This is a genomic window from Sulfurimonas iocasae (genome assembly GCF_047716755.1).
Lineage (GTDB): Bacteria > Campylobacterota > Campylobacteria > Campylobacterales > Sulfurimonadaceae > Sulfurimonas.
This window is the reverse complement of sequence record NZ_CP180409.1, coordinates 775305-792401: the sequence shown is the minus strand read 5'-3', so window position 1 is coordinate 792401 and position 17097 is coordinate 775305. Positions and strand designations below refer to the sequence as shown.

Annotated in this window: 21 protein-coding genes; 14 read left to right on the top strand and 7 right to left on the bottom strand. The window is 33.2% G+C overall.

What is annotated here, in order from left to right; all coding sequences use genetic code 11:
* Nucleotides 1-232: 232 nt before the first annotated feature.
* Nucleotides 233-832, bottom strand: a complete 600-nt coding sequence (locus ACLHDE_RS04010) for a hypothetical protein (RefSeq protein WP_415397924.1) — start codon at nucleotides 830-832, stop codon at nucleotides 233-235.
* Nucleotides 833-1021: 189 nt separating this feature from the next.
* Between ACLHDE_RS04010 and ACLHDE_RS04005 the strand changes: the two genes are divergently transcribed.
* The 3 genes from ACLHDE_RS04005 to ACLHDE_RS03995 all read left to right on the top strand — a co-directional run bounded on the left by ACLHDE_RS04005 (nucleotide 1022) and on the right by ACLHDE_RS03995 (nucleotide 2288).
* Entirely contained in the window at nucleotides 1022-1165 is a 144-nt protein-coding gene (locus tag ACLHDE_RS04005) for a hypothetical protein (protein WP_415397923.1), read from the top strand.
* Between the two features lie 252 nt (nucleotides 1166-1417).
* Nucleotides 1418-2080, top strand: a complete 663-nt coding sequence (locus ACLHDE_RS04000; RefSeq protein ID WP_415397922.1) for a zeta toxin family protein — start codon at nucleotides 1418-1420, stop codon at nucleotides 2078-2080.
* Entirely contained in the window at nucleotides 2070-2288 is a 219-nt protein-coding gene (locus tag ACLHDE_RS03995) for a hypothetical protein (RefSeq protein ID WP_415397921.1), read from the top strand. Before ACLHDE_RS04000 ends, ACLHDE_RS03995 begins: the two co-directional genes overlap by 11 nt.
* Nucleotides 2289-2385: 97 nt before the next feature.
* On the opposite strand, the gene ACLHDE_RS03990 is transcribed toward ACLHDE_RS03995, so the two are convergent.
* Nucleotides 2386-2703, bottom strand: coding sequence for a hypothetical protein (locus ACLHDE_RS03990; protein ID WP_415397920.1), 318 nt, complete (start codon nucleotides 2701-2703; stop codon nucleotides 2386-2388).
* Nucleotides 2704-2815: 112 nt separating this feature from the next.
* On the bottom strand, nucleotides 2816-3484 hold the full coding sequence (locus ACLHDE_RS03985) for a transposase (RefSeq protein ID WP_415396404.1): 669 nt from the start codon (nucleotides 3482-3484) through the stop codon (nucleotides 2816-2818).
* Between the two features lie 232 nt (nucleotides 3485-3716).
* Here ACLHDE_RS03985 and ACLHDE_RS03980 point away from each other — a divergent pair, with 232 nt between their 5' ends.
* A complete protein-coding gene (locus ACLHDE_RS03980; protein ID WP_415397919.1) occupies nucleotides 3717-4010 on the top strand; it encodes a type II toxin-antitoxin system HigB family toxin in 294 nt (97 codons plus the stop codon).
* A 1-nt stretch (nucleotide 4011) separates the two neighbouring features.
* Nucleotides 4012-4389: a helix-turn-helix domain-containing protein gene (locus tag ACLHDE_RS03975; protein WP_415397918.1), complete on the top strand. Its 378-nt coding sequence runs from the start codon at nucleotides 4012-4014 to the stop codon at nucleotides 4387-4389.
* Nucleotides 4390-4397: 8 nt separating this feature from the next.
* On the opposite strand, the gene ACLHDE_RS03970 is transcribed toward ACLHDE_RS03975, so the two are convergent.
* From ACLHDE_RS03970 to ACLHDE_RS03960, 3 genes are read right to left on the bottom strand one after another with little or no spacing between them, the layout of a single operon-like run.
* Nucleotides 4398-4577 (bottom strand): hypothetical protein, encoded by a 180-nt coding sequence (locus tag ACLHDE_RS03970; RefSeq protein ID WP_415397917.1) that lies wholly within the window; start codon nucleotides 4575-4577, stop codon nucleotides 4398-4400.
* Between the two features lie 16 nt (nucleotides 4578-4593).
* A complete protein-coding gene (locus ACLHDE_RS03965; RefSeq protein ID WP_415397916.1) occupies nucleotides 4594-5250 on the bottom strand; it encodes a response regulator transcription factor in 657 nt (218 codons plus the stop codon).
* Complete coding sequence (locus ACLHDE_RS03960) at nucleotides 5250-6467, bottom strand: sensor histidine kinase (protein WP_415397915.1); 1218 nt, start codon at nucleotides 6465-6467, stop codon at nucleotides 5250-5252. The genes ACLHDE_RS03965 and ACLHDE_RS03960 overlap by 1 nt, the downstream gene beginning before the upstream one ends.
* Before the next feature lie 110 nt (nucleotides 6468-6577).
* Between ACLHDE_RS03960 and ACLHDE_RS03955 the strand changes: the two genes are divergently transcribed.
* The gene (locus ACLHDE_RS03955; RefSeq protein WP_415397914.1) at nucleotides 6578-7081 is read left to right on the top strand and encodes a peptidylprolyl isomerase; all 504 of its coding nucleotides are present in this window, start codon (nucleotides 6578-6580) and stop codon (nucleotides 7079-7081) included.
* A gap of 57 nt (nucleotides 7082-7138) precedes the next feature.
* Here ACLHDE_RS03955 and ACLHDE_RS03950 read toward each other — a convergent pair whose 3' ends face one another.
* Nucleotides 7139-7327 carry a hypothetical protein gene (locus tag ACLHDE_RS03950; protein WP_415397913.1) on the bottom strand — a complete coding sequence of 63 codons (189 nt, stop codon included), beginning with the start codon at nucleotides 7325-7327 and terminating at the stop codon, nucleotides 7139-7141.
* A gap of 172 nt (nucleotides 7328-7499) precedes the next feature.
* Here ACLHDE_RS03950 and ACLHDE_RS03945 point away from each other — a divergent pair, with 172 nt between their 5' ends.
* The 8 genes from ACLHDE_RS03945 (at nucleotide 7500) to carB (ending at nucleotide 17097) form a co-directional block, all read left to right on the top strand.
* Entirely contained in the window at nucleotides 7500-8582 is a 1083-nt protein-coding gene (locus ACLHDE_RS03945) for an epoxyqueuosine reductase QueH (RefSeq protein WP_415398508.1), read from the top strand.
* Nucleotides 8583-8633: 51 nt separating this feature from the next.
* Nucleotides 8634-9080 (top strand): 3-hydroxyacyl-ACP dehydratase FabZ, encoded by a 447-nt coding sequence (gene fabZ / locus ACLHDE_RS03940; protein WP_415398507.1) that lies wholly within the window; start codon nucleotides 8634-8636, stop codon nucleotides 9078-9080.
* An 11-nt stretch (nucleotides 9081-9091) separates the two neighbouring features.
* The gene (gene lpxA / locus ACLHDE_RS03935) at nucleotides 9092-9883 is read left to right on the top strand and encodes an acyl-ACP--UDP-N-acetylglucosamine O-acyltransferase (protein WP_415397912.1); all 792 of its coding nucleotides are present in this window, start codon (nucleotides 9092-9094) and stop codon (nucleotides 9881-9883) included.
* Nucleotides 9884-9895: 12 nt separating this feature from the next.
* Nucleotides 9896-11140, top strand: coding sequence for an ATP-dependent Clp protease ATP-binding subunit ClpX (gene clpX / locus ACLHDE_RS03930; RefSeq protein WP_415397911.1), 1245 nt, complete (start codon nucleotides 9896-9898; stop codon nucleotides 11138-11140).
* A gap of 10 nt (nucleotides 11141-11150) precedes the next feature.
* Nucleotides 11151-12188 (top strand): rod shape-determining protein, encoded by a 1038-nt coding sequence (locus ACLHDE_RS03925; protein ID WP_415397910.1) that lies wholly within the window; start codon nucleotides 11151-11153, stop codon nucleotides 12186-12188.
* Nucleotides 12181-12942: a rod shape-determining protein MreC gene (mreC, locus tag ACLHDE_RS03920; RefSeq protein ID WP_415397909.1), complete on the top strand. Its 762-nt coding sequence runs from the start codon at nucleotides 12181-12183 to the stop codon at nucleotides 12940-12942. The genes ACLHDE_RS03925 and mreC overlap by 8 nt, the downstream gene beginning before the upstream one ends.
* Nucleotides 12939-13676: a MipA/OmpV family protein gene (locus tag ACLHDE_RS03915; RefSeq protein ID WP_415397908.1), complete on the top strand. Its 738-nt coding sequence runs from the start codon at nucleotides 12939-12941 to the stop codon at nucleotides 13674-13676. Before mreC ends, ACLHDE_RS03915 begins: the two co-directional genes overlap by 4 nt.
* A gap of 163 nt (nucleotides 13677-13839) precedes the next feature.
* Nucleotides 13840-17097 (top strand): carbamoyl-phosphate synthase large subunit, encoded by a 3258-nt coding sequence (gene carB / locus ACLHDE_RS03910; protein WP_415397907.1) that lies wholly within the window; start codon nucleotides 13840-13842, stop codon nucleotides 17095-17097.

Below are 17097 nucleotides of genomic sequence, written 5' to 3'. Positions count from 1 at the left end.
TATTTAAAGCTATTACCGTACTAGTTGTTAACCAAAATAGAGACAAATATATAATTTACTCTATAGTTTGATTATCAAAACACTCTTTGCTCAAATTTTAGAAATGAAATACAACAAAGAGTATTTAAAAAATCAAACTTGCAAGATTTTTAGCTCTTGCATAGTTCTTTGAAGTAATATTGTTAATAAACTAATGTCTATTTTTTACTTTCCTTGCTTTTTAAGTTATTCTTTATAAAAAGGCTTTATAGCTATCTGTTTTTACTATACCTGCATCTCTTTGTAGGTCTGCTACATCTGATGTTTCATTTAAAGTAGTATTTGCCATATCTCCCATATTATTATGCAAGTTTGTAGCTAAATGAATCCCACCATCTTCTTCTGAAGTAAACCCTTTATTACTAGAGTCCAACATTAGTTTTAACTCTGCTGGTTCTATTCCCATCTCTTTTGCTACATATATATGTAGCTGTTGTTGAGCCTGCTGAACTTCTTCTGGCGACGCATCTGGATTTAGTAATATATCTCTAGCTTTTTCATTTTTTGGGTCATTAACAAACTTTTTTGTTCCTTTTTGTAAGTCTAGTTTATTAGTTAGGTTTTGCAGTAATGATGTTTCTCCTTTCCCAGTAGCTCCAGTTAATGATACTGAATCTTTTGTGAGTACATCAGCAATAGATTGACCTGCTAAAAGACTTATTGCTATATCCTCAGCTATCTGATTCCTACCATCTTCAGTCAAGAGCCTAGTATCCAACTCAACCTTCAAACCTTTATGACTGCTAATATTATATATATCTACTTCATTGTTTGCTACATCTGTGTTTAGCATTCTTGTCTCTGAGTCTTCTTTGTTTCCTATTTGTATGTTTCCATTTCCTAGAGTTGCCAGAGTTTTTGTTTTTGAGTTGGTTCTGTCATTTGAGAAGTTCTTTCTTTTATACCTTTATTTATTTTTTTACTATTGCTTGAAGTTATTCCTTGTTTGTATTCCTACAGATGTACTTTTAGTAGTTTGAGTTTGAGTCTGAGCTATTTACTTAGTCCAGATGCTCCGAAACCTGCACTTGATCCTTTTGAGCTTGATTTAGATTTAGAGCTATCTTGCACAGATGCTACTTCTAGGTTTTTACTATTTAGAGTTAGAGTATCTACTGGGTTGTAGTTGGGTGTAGTTTCCAGGGCATAACTGGGTTTAACTTAACTTGGTCTTTAGATGCAAGAATGTCTGTAAGCTTTCACAGTGAGTAGTAATATATGAATTAATGCAATTATGCTACAATTATTAAAATTAATAAAAAAGGGAGAAGTTATGATAAATTGTAATATTAGTATTAATATTGAAGTCAAAACTCCCGATATATTTGCTCTAGTATATAGAAAGAAAGAGACTATCTGTGTATAGTTGGTTTAAAAAATGAATGAACTTGAAATAGAAAAAAAAGCAATTGATTACATTAATAAAAATAAAAAAACATTTATAAAAAAGTTCACAAAAGATATACAACCTCAAGATGAAAAAGTAGCTATTTTTACAGCTGGAATGAGCGGTGTAGGAAAAACTGAATTTGGAATATTTCTTAAAGAATCAAATTCACATTTACTTCATATTGACACGGATAGCATTAGAGATTTTTTTGAACCTGTAGGCTATGATGGAAATAACTCATATATATTTCAAAAACCTGCAAGTAAAGGTTTTAGTAAACTATTTGATTATGCCATTAAACAAGAATTATCAATAATATTAGATAGTAATTTATCTAACATAAACAAAGCTATTGAAAATATTGAACGGTTACTAGATAAAGGCTATACAATTGAAGTATGTTATCTCTACAATGAACCTACTATATGTTATGAATATGCAATAAAAAGGGAAGTCGTAACTAAAAGAAAAGTACCTTATGAAATATTTATAAATAGCAATATAAACTCTTATAAAACAGTGATAGAGCTAAAAAATATATTTAAAAATGATATAATTCTACATTACATAGATAAAAAAAATAATTTAACTTATGAAAATATAGATTCAGAATTTTTAAAAAACCAAATAGGAGAAAACTTTGACATTTAACAAACAATTTATGCAAAAAGCCATACAAAGAATAGATGAACTTCAAAATGACATCATTACAAAGTCTAAAACTATTAATGGTGCTGATGAGTATGTTCAAGCAAAAATGAGATTATTTCAAGAAAATGAAAAAACTAGAAAAAAATTAAAAAGTATACAAATACAAGAACAAGCTTTAACTGAAAATTTTCTGGCTACACACAAGTAAAAAAACAAGCAGAATGGCATTCTGAGCCTCGCATATTTATAAAGGACTTATAGTCCCGTTCCCAATTATTTTTAACGTGGTAACTGGGGTGTAGTTTTTAGATATTATCTAACTCTTCTGGATATTTTTTATAATACTCTTCTGTTTCTATGGTTTTAATATTACACACTGGGCAGATGCCATCTTTTAATGTTTCGTATCTATAGCTTGTTTTACATTTTGGGCATTTGGAATATTTTATTCTATTTTCTTTTAATAACATAATATATATACCTATACTGAAGAATAGTATTGAAGTAGGAATTTTAAATATACCTAATTCAATTTTATAACCATAATATACAGGATATTCACCTGAATTAAATATCATATATCCGAAAAATATAGACATTACTCCAGCAATTAGCTTAAGCATTTATTCTCCACCTTAAAAATCCGGGGACGAAAATCCGGGGACAGTGTACTAATGAAAATCCGGGGACAAAATCCGGGGACAGTGTACTAATTAAAAATCCGGGGACAGTGTACTAATTAATTTCATTTTCATCTTTTTTAGGTCGTCCTGCTTTTTTATTTTTATAATCTATCCCTGTTAATAATTTTATTTTATCATAAAAGTTATCATCTCCGCATGGTTTTCCTGTTCTTGTTTTTTCTTTTATAAATTTTATTTGTGCGTTTTCTTGCAAAAATTCTTTATAGTTTTCTATATTATCTATCGGCTCATAGTTTGATAATAATTTATCTTCTTTTACTAAGTTCAATCTATATTTTGCACTTGTATATTTATAGTTCCAAGGATAATCAACCATGTATGCTTTTACTGGATTTTGCTCCACATATTTTAAGGCATGTAAAAAATGGACTTCATCTAAAGGAGTGGAATAGAATCTTTCTTGAAAAAGATGTCCTTTTACTTTTTGTTCAAAGTTTATTTTTCTTGTATAGAGTCTATGTGTCTCACCAATGGCTTTTGAGAGGGATTCTCTATTTTTTGGTATCGCTATTATGTGTACATGATTTGTCATAAGACAATAAGAAAGAATCTTTAAATCATGTAATTTACATTGAGTAAATAGCAACTCTTTATAGTATTCATAATCTTCATCTTTAAAAAAGATATTCATCGAACGAACACCTCTTTGAGTTATGTGATGCGGTGCATTTGGGATTACAACTCTTCTTATCCTTGCCATTTTTATCTCCAAAATTTAGATATAAAAATAATACAAAAATAAAATCTATTTTACTAAATATATTGCAATTTGCTAATTAATTGGTATCCTGTCCCCGGTATTTCTGTCCCCGGTATTTTATTTGGGTATTTGTATTTGGGTATTTGTATTTGGAATTTTGAATTTTATACGGTCATTTATAATAAAGTATTTCATAAGTTCCTTTAAAGGGAATTTATTCTATACTTCAACTATGAATGTAATCAGTAAAAGAACTCTAGTAAAATTTTATGAACAACACCCTCAAGCAAAATCTGCTTTAGAGGTTTGGCATAGTGACGCGAGAAAATCCACCTGGAGTTCTCCAACTGACATTAAAGAGATTTACTCATCCGCTTCTTTTTTATCAGATAACAGAGTAGTCTTCAATATTAAAGGAAACGATTTTAGATTGATAGTACACATTGACTATCCTCGAAAAATCGTAAGAGTTAAATTTGTTGGCACGCATGCCCAGTATGACAAAATAAATGCAAAGGAGATATAAAATGTTACTCAAACCAATCAAAGATGAAAAAGCTTATGACAAAGCATTAGACAGAGTTGATGAACTCATGGAGCTAAATCCAAAGTTAGGAACTTCGCAGAGTGATGAACTAGAAGTATTGGCTATGCTCGTTGAAAAATATGAAGAGCAAGAGTGGACTATCTTTGAACCAGATCCAATAGAAGCTATTAAAGTTAGAATGGAACAGATGCATCTTAAACAAAAAGACCTTATCCCATATATAGGTAATAAAAGTAAAGTATCAGAGGTGTTAAATAGAAAAGTTGGATTATCTCTGAGTATGATAACAAATATCGCAGCTGGTCTTCACTTACCTCTTGAGAGTTTGATTCAATTACCTAAAAAGAATATTGCATAAATAATTATTTATTGTGCTTTTCTTTGGCACTCAACAATTGCTAAGCCTGCTGCGGTTGTACCACTATTCATGTACTCTTTAAAGCAATTTGAAAATTCAACTTGATTAGTCGGTTCTTTCCATGTAGCCATCCTACCCAAAATATTCCAAGCATCAGAGGGAACATTGACACAAAGTAACCTAAACATCTTCTATATTAATGGATTATGGCTTGTCTATCATGTAGCCCATTCCTCTAACATTTATAACTACGTCTTCTTGTAAAAACTTCTTCAACCTGTTGATTTCAGCTCTGATTGTGGCATTATCAATAATTTGTTCATCCCAAACATAAATTCTAAACTGTTCAAAATCAACTACCATTCCTCTATTTCTTGCAAGTAAATCAATTATTTGAGACTGTTTTTTTGTAAGTACTTGAGGTTCATTATTAAAAAGAAGAAGACTGTGTTCCTGATTATAACTATAATTTTTAGAAAGTCTTAGATGAACCCTTGGTGTCTCTTTTTCTAATTTAACTCTATCAATGCGAAGAGACAACTCTTTTAGATGAAATGGTTTTTTCAGATAATCATAGCATCCTAAATTGTAGGCGCGAGAAATATCTTCTATATCTACTAATGCACTTATATAAATAGCAGGAATATGAATCTTCAGTTCATGAGTTTGTTCTAAAAACTGGAGTCCATCAATATTTGGAACATTTATGTCAAGTATAAGTAAATCATAAAGGCTCTCCTTAATGGTTTCAAATGCTTTCTTACCGTCAAAAAAACTCTCTACTTGATGCCCATCTGCTTCTAAATACTCACAAATAGACTCATTTAACATTACCTCATCTTCAAGTAGTAATATCTTCATTATTCACCCATCAACTTAAATCTATATTTAAATACGGTCTGATTATCATCAGAGGCTACCGAAATCATAACATCTTCTTCATCACATATAGTTCTAACCAATCTAAGACCAATACCAAAACCATCACAGTTTTCTTCTTCTCTATAGTATTCATCAAACACTTTATCAGTATCTTTAATAATTTTTGATTTTGACCCCACTGAGAACTCTATGTATGCACCGATTTGTTTTAGATTAACATTTACCACCTCATTTGGCAACGTATACTTGATTGCGTTTGTAATTGTATTATCTACTATACGCTGTAGTTTTGTCTCATTAAAATATATATGCATATTATTAGCATCTGGTATGTAATTAAATGTAATTCTTGAGTGCTGAGCAACCTCTGCAAAAAAATCTATTCTACTACTAATATAATTTCCAAGATTAATTACAATTTTTGGATACTCAACCTGATCTTTTTTAACCAGATAACTTAGATCGTCATAGATGCTAAATATATTTTTGACAGCTGCTTCTATTTTAGAGAGTTGTCTATCCTTTGGATGATTCATTACATATAATTCTATTGAAGTCAGTATTACACTAAGAGGCGTATTTGTTTCATGTACTGTATATCGTAAAAACTCTTTTTGAGATTTAAGTAAGTCTTGAGAGAATTTTTTTTCTTTTTCTAGGTTTTTATTTATTAACTGTAGTTTTGCTGTTTTGGTTTTAACTCTCTCTTCTAAACCTAGGTTCATCTCTTTGAGTGAGTTCTTTTGTACATTAATCTTGCTAACCATCTCATTTGCATATCCAACCATAATTTTAAAGTCTTTAAAAAACATGGCTTTAGGATTTATAACCTTATCCTTATGTGCAGCTTGTTCAAAAAAATCCAAAAATGCCTGTGTATCTCTATGAAGAAGTTTATTAAAAAGGTTATGTAGTCCCAAAAAAAGTGCAAAAAGTATAAAAGATAGTGTGACTATCACTAAAACAGTCTTTATCATAAGTGATTTTAGTTTTTTGTGCTTATTTTCTAATATTTCACTATGGGAGTTTAGTTCACCATTTGTTACATAACTCTGTTCTAATGCCCTCTCATAATCCTCGTACATCTCTTCAACTAAAAGACCGACAAAAAACATAGTAAAGAAGAATATAACCAATATCGTAAAAATATTTGCTTGCTTTATGGTTATGTTTTTAAAAAAAGAGCTTATTTTCATAAGTGCAATTATACAGTAATAACCATATTTACATAAACTAAACTCATAATTTTCTAATACTCTAAGAATAAATCATTATAATTTCAAAAACAATATCTATAAGGATTCAAATGTTTGGAAGAACTGAATTAAAAAACTACGATTTAAGAGATGATGAGCTAAGTAAACTACAATGGGCTAAAGTGTCTACAAGTAAAGGTGTTATTTGGTTAAAACTTTTTCCAGAGGAAGCTCCTAATACAGTTGCAAACTTTGCACATTTAGCAGACACTGGCTTTTATAATAACCTTAATTTTCACCGTGTAATTCCTGGTTTCATGGCTCAAGGTGGTTGTCCAACTGGAACTGGAACTGGTGGACCGGACTGGGCTATTAAATGTGAGACAAACACAAACACTTCTATTCACAGACGTGGAACTCTATCTATGGCTCACGCTGGACCAAATACAGGCGGAAGTCAATTTTTCATCACCTTTGTTCCAACTCCACATTTAGATGGTGTTCACACTATTTTTGGTGCAATCGAAGAAGATGATGCTGAGAGTTTTGCAGTTTTAGACTCAATTGAGGGTCAAGATGCTATCGACTCTATTGAAGTTTTAGAAACTAAATAGAACTATACTATCAATCGTCTCTCTCATTCCATCTTGAAAAAGGTGGAGTGAATAATATTAACAGCTATTAGCCTGACCGCTATTGATATTGTCCTCTACTTTTTTTCGCAATCTTTCTTTTTCATCCTTTTCTTTTTTCTGCTCTTTTTTCCCTTGCTCGTTGTGGATAGCATTATTAGTTTTTTGCTCTTGTTGAGTTGTTTCTGAAGGTCCTACAGAATTAGTATTAATTATATCATCACTCATTTTCTATCACCGTTCCTTTCATTTTAAATGTGCCTTTATTCGGTCGCGTAGCGAACGAATAATTACTTATTCAAGAATATTGTATATAAAATAACCTTAATAAACATTATAATGGTACCTCAAGAGATGTATGATGGAAATTTTGCTATACTTTCATAAAAAGGAAAAAATTATCTTAGTTCATATTTGCTGTAGCGTCGATTCCCACTTTTTCTTAGAGAAGCTACAACAGGACTACCCAAAGGAGAAGCTGACCGGTTTCTTCTACGACCCTAACATTCACCCCTATTCTGAATATCAACTCCGCCTTTTAGATGTACAACGCTCTTGTAAAAAACTAGGTATTGAAGTCTTAGAAGGCGATTACGATTTTGAAGCTTGGATGCAAGCTGTCCGCGGACTTGAAAAAGAGCCTGAAAAAGGTGCTAGATGCGAAGTCTGTTTTGATAAGCGTTTTGAAGTAAGCGCTAAAAAAGCCCTAGAATTAGGCGAAAATAAAATTACAACAACTCTACTGGTAAGTCCTCTAAAATCTCAAGAGCAGTTAAAAAGAAGCGGTGATGCTTTTTACGGGAAGTATGGTGTTGAGTTTATAGCGGTTGATTACCGTGCCAATGGTGGAACGCAAGACCAAAGCAGAGTAACAAAAGAAGAACAACTTTATCGTCAAGACTACTGTGGTTGCATCTACGGACTAACTATGCAAAGAGAGCAACAAGAACGTCTGATGGATGAGATGTTTTCTCCCATCTCAAACAAAACACTCCCTGCATCTATAGAAGAACGCTTAGAAATGTATAAATATAGAATCGAACTTGAAGATAAAGGTATAGAATATAAAATTATCAAAGAGAAGTTTTTAAACTATAGACAATTAAACTTCAAACTTATCAAGGGTAAAAAAGAAGTCATTCCTGCTTATGCTTTACTTTACTCTGCTTTAGAACGCAAAACAGCACAAGGTCGCATAGAATTTGAAGATAAAAATATCTATTATTTTAACCGTCAAGAGATTAAATTTATAGACTTGAAGCATTTCAATTCCTTATGCAACTACAATTATAAAAACATAAAAGAGTTGATTTTCAATCCGCCTAGTTTTGAAGAAGAGCTAAACATAAGAGCCTCTATTGAACCTAATAACTACTCTCTATCCCCCATTATTGTTCTCCAAACAATTATAGATGCTAAACTAACTGTGACTCTAGATGCAAAAATTTATGAAGATACAAGAGAAAAACTAATCAAATTATAATCTTTTTTTAGCTAAAATATCCAAAATTATTTATAAGGCTTCTTCATTATGATTATGGATGTTATGGAAATTCAGAAAATTATACCTCATCGTTACCCTTTTTTACTTTTAGATCGTGTTACTGATTTTGTAAAAGATGAAACTCTAACAGGTTATAAAAATGTAACTATAGGTGATAATATTTTTCAAGGTCACTTCCCAGGTCACCCGATCTACCCAGGGGTTATGATATTAGAGGGAATGGCTCAAGCTGGTGGAATCTTAGCATTCAAAAGTATGGATGACATGACAGAAGAAGAAGCAGCAAATAAAGTTGTTTACTTTATGAGTATTGATAAAGCTAAATTCCGTGCTCCTGTAAAGCCGGGTGATAAACTAGAATACCGTATTAGTGTTATAAAACATAAAGGTTCTATCTGGATGCTAGATGGTAAAGCTTATGTAGATGACATTTTAGTTTCTCAGGCTGAATTAAAAGCCATGATTGTTGATAAGTAGTAAAATAGATTATGAGTAAAATTTCCCCACAGGCAATCATTGAAGATGGTGCAGTTATAGGTAAAAATGTTGAGATAGGTGCCTTTTGTTTCATCTCTGGTGAAGCCAATATTGGTGATGGTACTAAGATAGCTCAAAATTCTTGTATCTATGGCAAAACAACTATCGGAAAGAATAATACTATTTTTTCACATGCTGTAATTGGTTCAATTCCCCAAGATTTGAAATTTGCAGGTGAAGAAGTTGAGCTTATTATCGGAGATTACAACAAGATAAGAGAGTTTACGCTCTTTAATCCAGGGACAAAAGGTGGTGGTGGTAAAACTATCATTGGTAATCATAATCTTTTTATGGGTTATGTACACCTTGGTCATGATGTTATCATTGGAAATCACTGTATCTTAGCAAATGCTGCAACTTTAGCGGGACACGTTGAAGTTGGTGATTATGCTGTTATCGGCGGAATGACTCCCATTCATCAGTTTGTACATATTGGTGATTATGCGATGGTTGGCGGAGCTTCAGCACTTGCTCAAGATGTACCTCCATTTTGTATGGCTGAGGGTAACCGCGCTTCTCTTAGAGGTCTAAATCTTACAGGACTTAGAAGAAACCTAAATAGAGATGATATAGATGAACTAAAATCTGCTTATAGAGAACTTTTTGAATCAGGAAAGCCCCTTAAAGAAAGTGCTAGTCTACTTCTAGAAAATACTCAAAATCATTATGTAAATGATCTTTGTAATTTTGTTCTAAAAACAAAAAGAGGAATACCTTTTGAAAGAAAAAAATCAGATGACTAAAAGGAGATATATATGATTCATAGACACTGTAGTTTTTGTGATGCAAGTGAGAGTGAAGAAAACCCATTAATAGCTGGAAATGGTGTATATATTTGTAAAAATTGTGTTATTTCAGCATATAAGATAATGTTTGGTGATGAAAAAGAGAGCGAAAGTGCAAATGAAGATGAACTTCTTGAAGCAGTAAACAATCTTATGACTCCAAAGGAGTTAAACAACTTCTTAGGTGATTATATCATTGGTCAAGAAAGAGCTAGAAAACTTCTTAGTGTAGCTGTATATAACCATTACAAAAGAATCTTCAAAACAAAAAATATTGTTGATGATGATACAGAGATTGCAAAATCAAATGTTTTACTAATAGGTCCAACAGGAAGTGGTAAAACTCTTATGGCTCAAACAATTGCCAGAGTTTTAAATGTTCCAATTGCTATTGCAGATGCAACCAGTCTAACTGAAGCAGGATATGTTGGTGAAGATGTTGAAAATATTTTAACAAAACTTATTCAATCAGCTGATGGAGATGTAAAGAGAGCACAACAAGGTATTGTATTTATTGATGAAGTTGATAAAGTATCTCGTATGAGTGAAAATCGCTCTATCACAAGAGATGTTTCAGGGGAAGGTGTTCAGCAAGCTCTTCTTAAAATTGTAGAGGGTGCTGAAGTAAATATTCCGCCAAAAGGTGGAAGAAAACATCCAAACCAAGAGTTCACTACTATTGACACTACAAATATATTATTTATCTGTGGTGGTGCTTTTGATGGTCTTGATGAAATACTTAAAAGAAAACAAGGTGATAATATTTTAGGTTTTGGTCATGATAAAAAAAGTAAAGATGAACAAAAAATGACTTATGATATGGTTGAACCTGACGACTTAATCTCATATGGTCTTATTCCGGAGTTGGTAGGTCGTCTACCGATTATTGCTTCATTAAATGAGATTAGTGAAGAAGATATGGTTCGCATCTTGACTGAGCCAAAAAACTCTCTTATTAACCAGTATAAAAAACTATTTTCTATTGATGATGTTGAACTTAACTTTGAAGAAGACGCACTAAAAGCTATTGCAACTAAATCAATAAAAAGAAAAACAGGGGCTCGTGGTCTTCGTGCAATATTAGAAGAAAATATGATTGACATTATGTATGAACTTCCTGAATACGCCGGTTATGAAGTTTTAATTACTAAAGAAGTAATTGAAGGTAATGAAAGTCCGGTATATATTAAAAAATCAACAAAAAAAATAGCATAAGGTAATAAAGATGATATTTAACAAACTAATAGGGCTTTTTTCAAATGATTTATCAATCGACTTAGGAACAGCAAATACAATTGTAATTGCAAAAGGTCGTGGAATTATTATCAATGAACCCTCAGTTGTTGCTGTAAAAACTGAAAAATATGGTCATCAAAGAGTTCTAGCAGTTGGTCGCGAAGCTAAAGAGATGGTTGGTAAAACACCAGGAAACATTAAAGCTATTCGTCCAATGAAAGATGGTGTTATCGCCGACTTTGATATGACAGAGAAGATGATAAGAAAGTTCATTGAAAAAGCGCATGGAAGAAGTTCTCTTATTAGTCCTAGGATTATCATATGTGTACCTTATGGTTTGACTCAGGTTGAGAGAAAAGCCGTAAGAGAGTCAGCTCTGAGTGCAGGTGCTCGTGAAGTTTTTCTTATAGAAGAACCAATGGCTGCTGCAATTGGTGCAGGAATAGACATCCGAGAGCCTCAAGGAAACTTAGTTGTTGATATCGGTGGTGGTACTACTGAAATTGGTGTTGTTTCACTTGGTGGACTTGTTTTATCTAAATCTATAAGAACAGCCGGAGATAAACTTGATAAAGGTATAGTTGATTATGTTAAGAAAAAATACAACTTGCTTATTGGAGAGAGAACAGCCGAAGAGATAAAAATCAACATTGGTACAGCCGTTACTTTAAGTAAAGAACTTACTATGATTGTTAATGGTAGAGACCAGGTTGAGGGTCTTTTAAGTTCAGTAGAGCTAACAAGTGAAGATGCTAGAGAAGCTATGAAAGATCCATTAAAAGAGATTTCTGAAGCACTACGAGAAGTTATAGAGAAGATGCCACCTGATTTATCAGGTGATATTGTAAATCATGGTATTATCTTAACTGGTGGTGGTGCTCTTATTCGCCAACTTGATAAATATTTATCAGATATCGTTAAAGTCCCTGTTTATGTTGCTGATGAGCCTCTTTTGGCGGTTGCAAGAGGAACTGGACGTGCACTCGAAGAGATAGACTTACTACAAGAACTTTTCGAAAATGAATAAAGAGCTACTCGGCTTTTTTTCACTTTTCATCGCACTCTTCGTGGGTGCATTATACTACACAAACAATATTCAAGGGCCATTGATTTCAGCTCTTAACTACATAAAATCGAACTATCATAACTCCACAGAATTTATTCAAGACAATATTGACAAACATATATTTCAAGCTGACTCTATCTCTTTACTAAAAGAAAAACTACATAAATATGAAAACAATCACCTTGTTATGCAACAAATGGCATCTGAGATTAATGATCTTTTTAAAGCTAATAATTCTGGGCTGCAAGCAAACCCAAAAATAGAACTTGTAAGAACAATATCTTATGAGAAGTTTGGAGATTTAAACAGAATTTGGATAGAGGCAAACGACTACAATTCATCTAAAATTTATGGACTTACCTATAATGAACTTGTAGCAGGTATTGTTGTGCCTCAAAATGGGAAAGCTCTGGGACTGTTAAATAGAGATATTCAGAGCTCATATGCAGTTTTTGTAGGAAAGAAAAGAGCTCCAGGTATCGCTCATGGAAACAATGCAAAAAATTTAGTTGTAAAGTTTATCCCTGCTTGGTTTAAAATAGAAGAGGGTGATGAAGTTATTACATCTGGACTTGATAAAGTCTTTTTTAAAGGCTTAAAAGTTGGACGTGTCTTATCAGTAAAAAAATCTCAAGGTTATCAAAATGCTATTATAGAACCTTACTACGAATCTAATGATCCAAGCTATTTTCATATGATAAAGAGAGTTAAATGAAATATTTACTAATTTTAATATTGATTTTTTTAAGCCTTCAAGCTGAAGAAAAAAAACAGAAAATCACAATTGGTGCTGGTCCATATATTCAAACTCAACCATATAAAGATGTTGACGACATGGCACTTCCATCCCCTGTAATCTTCTTTGATAACGGTATTGCATATGTAAGATGGTCTAGAGCTGGAATATATTTTTTAGGAGACAAACAAGAAGATTATTCTTGGGGGTTTTCTCTAACTGTGCAGCCTAGAGTATATGGTTATAAAGCTTCTGATATAGAGGGAATGGATGAGAGAAAAAGTTCATGGGAAGGTGGGTTAGCATTTGGTGCTAAGAGTGATAAAGCATATATAGAGATTATGGCTTTGACTGATATACTAGATAGACACGAGTCTTGGATACTTAAAACAGAAGTTGGTTACGATTTTGAATTTGCCAATTTTTCACTCTATCCTAGTCTAATTTTTACCTACCAGTCTAGTGATTTTTTAAATTATTACTATGGAGTTAAAAAGAGCGAAGAACTAGGATCAAGAAAAGAGTATATTGCTAATGATGGATTACAAATTGGAGCACAAACATATATTCAATACCCTGTTACAAAAAATTTATCTGCACTTATAAATCTAAGAGTCGATAAACTCTCAAAAGAAGCTACTGGAAGCCCCATTGTAGATGATGATTACATTTATTCAGGATTATTGTCTCTTATATATACTTTTGAATATTAGTGCTACATACATAATATCTTCATTCACTTTAATTTTTTGGGCTACATATTTTTCCAAAATATGTGCTCCTACAAATTAAGAATCTAGTGCATCTCATCAAATATTAAGTGCTTTTTGTCTATAATAAAAAAATTTATTTTATACATATTTCAGAAGGTAAAGAATGCCAAAACGCACCGACATTAACACTATTTTACTTATAGGTTCAGGTCCGATTATCATCGGTCAAGCTTGTGAATTCGACTACTCAGGAACTCAAGCTGTTAAAACTCTAAAAGAGCAAGGATATCGGGTAGTTCTTATCAACTCTAATCCTGCAACTATTATGACAGACCCAGAATTTGCTGATAGAACATATATAGAGCCTATCACAGAAGATGTAATAGCACGTATTATAAAAAAAGAAAATGTAGATGCTGTCCTTCCAACTATGGGTGGACAGACTGCTCTTAATGTAGCTACTAGCATGTATGAAAAAGGGATGTTAGAAGGGATAGAATTTTTAGGTGCGACTCCTGAAGCTATTCACAAAGGTGAAGACCGTTCAGCTTTTAATGAGGCTATGATAAAAATTGGTATGGATTTACCAAAAAGTGAAAATGCATACAGTGTTGAAGAGGCTGTTGAAGTAGTTAAAAAGATTGGTTTTCCAGTAATTAGTAGAGCTTCTTTTACACTTGCAGGTGGTGGTTCTGGTGTAGCATATAACATGGAAGAGTTTAAGAAACTAGCCCAAGAAGGCATCTCTGCATCTCCTGTAAATGAAATTGAAATTATGGAATCTATGCTTGGTTGGAAAGAGTATGAGATGGAAGTTATCCGTGATAAAGCGGACAACTGTATTATCGTCTGTGCAATTGAGAACTTTGACCCGATGGGTGTTCACACCGGTGATAGTATCACTGTGGCTCCTGCCCTTACTCTAACTGACAAAGAGTACCAAAGAATGCGTAATGCATCTTTTGATATTCTAAGAGAGATTGGTGTTGACACCGGTGGATCAAATGTTCAATTTTCAATTTGTCCTAAAACCGGTAGAATGATTGTTATCGAGATGAATCCTCGTGTATCTCGCTCTTCCGCCCTTGCTTCTAAAGCTACTGGTTACCCTATTGCAAAAGTTGCAACTCTTTTAGCTATCGGCTATACGCTTGATGAAATCACAAATGATATTACAGGAACTCCTGCATCATTTGAGCCGGTAATTGACTACGTTGTAACCAAGATACCTCGCTTTACGTTTGAGAAATTCCCAGAAGCAGTAAATACATTAAGTACAAGTATGAAGTCAGTTGGTGAAGTTATGGCTATCGGTAGAACATTTAAAGAGTCACTACAAAAAGCTCTTTGTTCACTTGAAACTGGTCTTTGTGGGCTTGAGCCTATAGATGCTGATGACGCTTTTATTAAACATGAAATCCGCCGTCCAAATGCTGACCGTCTTCTTTATGTAGCTGAGGGTTTTCGTCGTGGTATGAGTGTAGAGGAGATGTTTGAAACTTGTCAAATCGACCCATGGTTTCTTTACCAACTAGAAGAACTTCTTCACTCTGAGACAACTATTACAGATAAAATCCTTTTTGATGCAGAGTTTATGAGAAGCATCAAGGTTGATGGTTTTTCAGATAAAAGAATCTCTCAACTCATAGCAGTAAACTCAAACCAAAATGTTAGTGAGATGGAAGTTTATGAAAAGAGAAAAGAGTTAGGTGTATCTTTAGAGTTTAATGAAGTGGATACTTGTGCAGCTGAGTTTAAAGCTCTTACTCCATACCTCTACTCTACTACAAATATTACAGCTTCTCCAACTGCTAAAAATAGAGTTAGTGATAAGAAGAAAGTTTTAATTCTAGGTGGTGGACCAAATAGAATCGGTCAAGGTATTGAGTTTGATTACTGTTGTGTTCACGCTGCCTTTGCACTTAAAGAGATGGATATTGAGTGTATTATGTACAACTGTAATCCTGAGACAGTTTCAACTGATTATGATACTTCCGATGTACTTTACTTTGAACCGATTGATTTTGAGCATGTTAGAGAAGTTATAGAAAACGAGCAACCAGATGGAATCATTGTTCATTTTGGTGGACAGACTCCACTAAAACTTGCAGATGGGCTTACTAAAATAGGTGCTAACATCATAGGAACTACTTCTGCCGTAATTGATCTTGCTGAAGATAGGGAACAGTTTTCTAACTTTGTAATCTCACACGGACTTAAACAACCTGCAAATGGTTTGGCACGTAAAAAAGAAGAGGCTGAACCTATTGCTGAGAAACTTGGCTTTCCAGTTCTTGTTCGTCCATCTTTTGTTCTTGGTGGTCGAGGTATGAAAATAGTTTATAGCCATGAAGAACTAAACGAATATATGGCTCTTGCTATCTCAGTATCTAATGAGGCTCCAGTTCTCATAGACAAGTTCTTAGATCAGGCAATTGAGTTAGACGTAGATGCTATCTGTGATGGGAAAGAAGTTTATATCGGTTCTGTTATGCAACACATTGAAGAAGCTGGTATTCACTCTGGAGACAGTGCATGTTCACTTCCTCCTGTAAACCTATCTGATGAGATGATTGAAAAAGTAGAACAACAGACTAAAACCATAGCACTTGGTCTTGGTGTTGTAGGTCTTATGAATGTTCAGTATGCAATCTTTCAAGATGAGATATACCTAATCGAGGTTAATCCTAGAGCCTCAAGAACTGTTCCTTTTGTATCTAAAGCGACTGGTATGCCTTTGGCAAAAGTTGCAACTAGAGTAATGGTTGGCGAAACACTAAGAAGTGCACTAGAGTATTATGACAAATATGACATAGTTCAAGAAGTAAATGGGCTTTTAAAACCAAAACTTAAAGGGCATGTTTCTGTTAAAGAAGCAGTTTTTCCTTTCCATAAACTTTACGGTGCTGACTTAGTACTAAGCCCTGAGATGAAATCAACTGGTGAAGTAATGGGTATTAGTTCAAACTTTGGTGTAAGTTTTGCAAAAGCTCAACTTTCAGCTGGAAATAAAATCCCTACAGAGGGAACTTGTTTCTTATCTTTTGTTGATACAGACAAACAACACGCTGCAGAAATTGCAAGCGGACTTCATAGACATGGATTTAAACTTGTAGCGACTAAAGGTACTCAGTCCATTATAGAAGAAGCCGGCATTCCTTGTGAGCGTATTTTTAAGATTTCTGAAGGTCGTCCTAACATAGAAGACAGTATGAAAAATGATGAGATTGCAATGGCAATTAATACTTCAGACAACAATACTTCCAAAAAAGATGCAGTAGTAATTCGTCAAGAAGTTTTAAGAAAAAGTATCCCATACTTCACAACACTTAGTGCAGCAAGAGCTCTTATCTTAGCACTTGATGAAATGGGTGATGGCTCATGGTCAGCGTCTCAAGCTTTACAAGACTTTCTCGCTTAA

Bases quoted from the DNA above. Each gene is read 5' to 3' on its own strand.
- ACLHDE_RS04010 (WP_415397924.1), bottom strand. From the start codon at position 832: ATGCTAAACACAGATGTAGCAAACAATGAAGTAGATATATATAATATT.
- ACLHDE_RS04000 (WP_415397922.1), top strand. From the start codon at position 1,418: ATGAATGAACTTGAAATAGAAAAAAAAGCAATTGATTACATTAATAAA.
- ACLHDE_RS03990 (WP_415397920.1), bottom strand. From the start codon at position 2,703: ATGCTTAAGCTAATTGCTGGAGTAATGTCTATATTTTTCGGATATATG.
- ACLHDE_RS03985 (WP_415396404.1), bottom strand. From the start codon at position 3,484: ATGGCAAGGATAAGAAGAGTTGTAATCCCAAATGCACCGCATCACATA.
- ACLHDE_RS03980 (WP_415397919.1), top strand. From the start codon at position 3,717: ATGAATGTAATCAGTAAAAGAACTCTAGTAAAATTTTATGAACAACAC.
- ACLHDE_RS03975 (WP_415397918.1), top strand. From the start codon at position 4,012: ATGTTACTCAAACCAATCAAAGATGAAAAAGCTTATGACAAAGCATTA.
- ACLHDE_RS03970 (WP_415397917.1), bottom strand. From the start codon at position 4,577: ATGTTTAGGTTACTTTGTGTCAATGTTCCCTCTGATGCTTGGAATATT.
- ACLHDE_RS03965 (WP_415397916.1), bottom strand. From the start codon at position 5,250: ATGAAGATATTACTACTTGAAGATGAGGTAATGTTAAATGAGTCTATT.
- ACLHDE_RS03960 (WP_415397915.1), bottom strand. From the start codon at position 6,467: ATGAAAATAAGCTCTTTTTTTAAAAACATAACCATAAAGCAAGCAAAT.
- ACLHDE_RS03955 (WP_415397914.1), top strand. From the start codon at position 6,578: ATGTTTGGAAGAACTGAATTAAAAAACTACGATTTAAGAGATGATGAG.
- ACLHDE_RS03950 (WP_415397913.1), bottom strand. From the start codon at position 7,327: ATGAGTGATGATATAATTAATACTAATTCTGTAGGACCTTCAGAAACA.
- lpxA (WP_415397912.1), top strand. From the start codon at position 9,092: ATGAGTAAAATTTCCCCACAGGCAATCATTGAAGATGGTGCAGTTATA.
- clpX (WP_415397911.1), top strand. From the start codon at position 9,896: ATGATTCATAGACACTGTAGTTTTTGTGATGCAAGTGAGAGTGAAGAA.
- ACLHDE_RS03925 (WP_415397910.1), top strand. From the start codon at position 11,151: ATGATATTTAACAAACTAATAGGGCTTTTTTCAAATGATTTATCAATC.
- mreC (WP_415397909.1), top strand. From the start codon at position 12,181: ATGAATAAAGAGCTACTCGGCTTTTTTTCACTTTTCATCGCACTCTTC.
- ACLHDE_RS03915 (WP_415397908.1), top strand. From the start codon at position 12,939: ATGAAATATTTACTAATTTTAATATTGATTTTTTTAAGCCTTCAAGCT.
- carB (WP_415397907.1), top strand. From the start codon at position 13,840: ATGCCAAAACGCACCGACATTAACACTATTTTACTTATAGGTTCAGGT.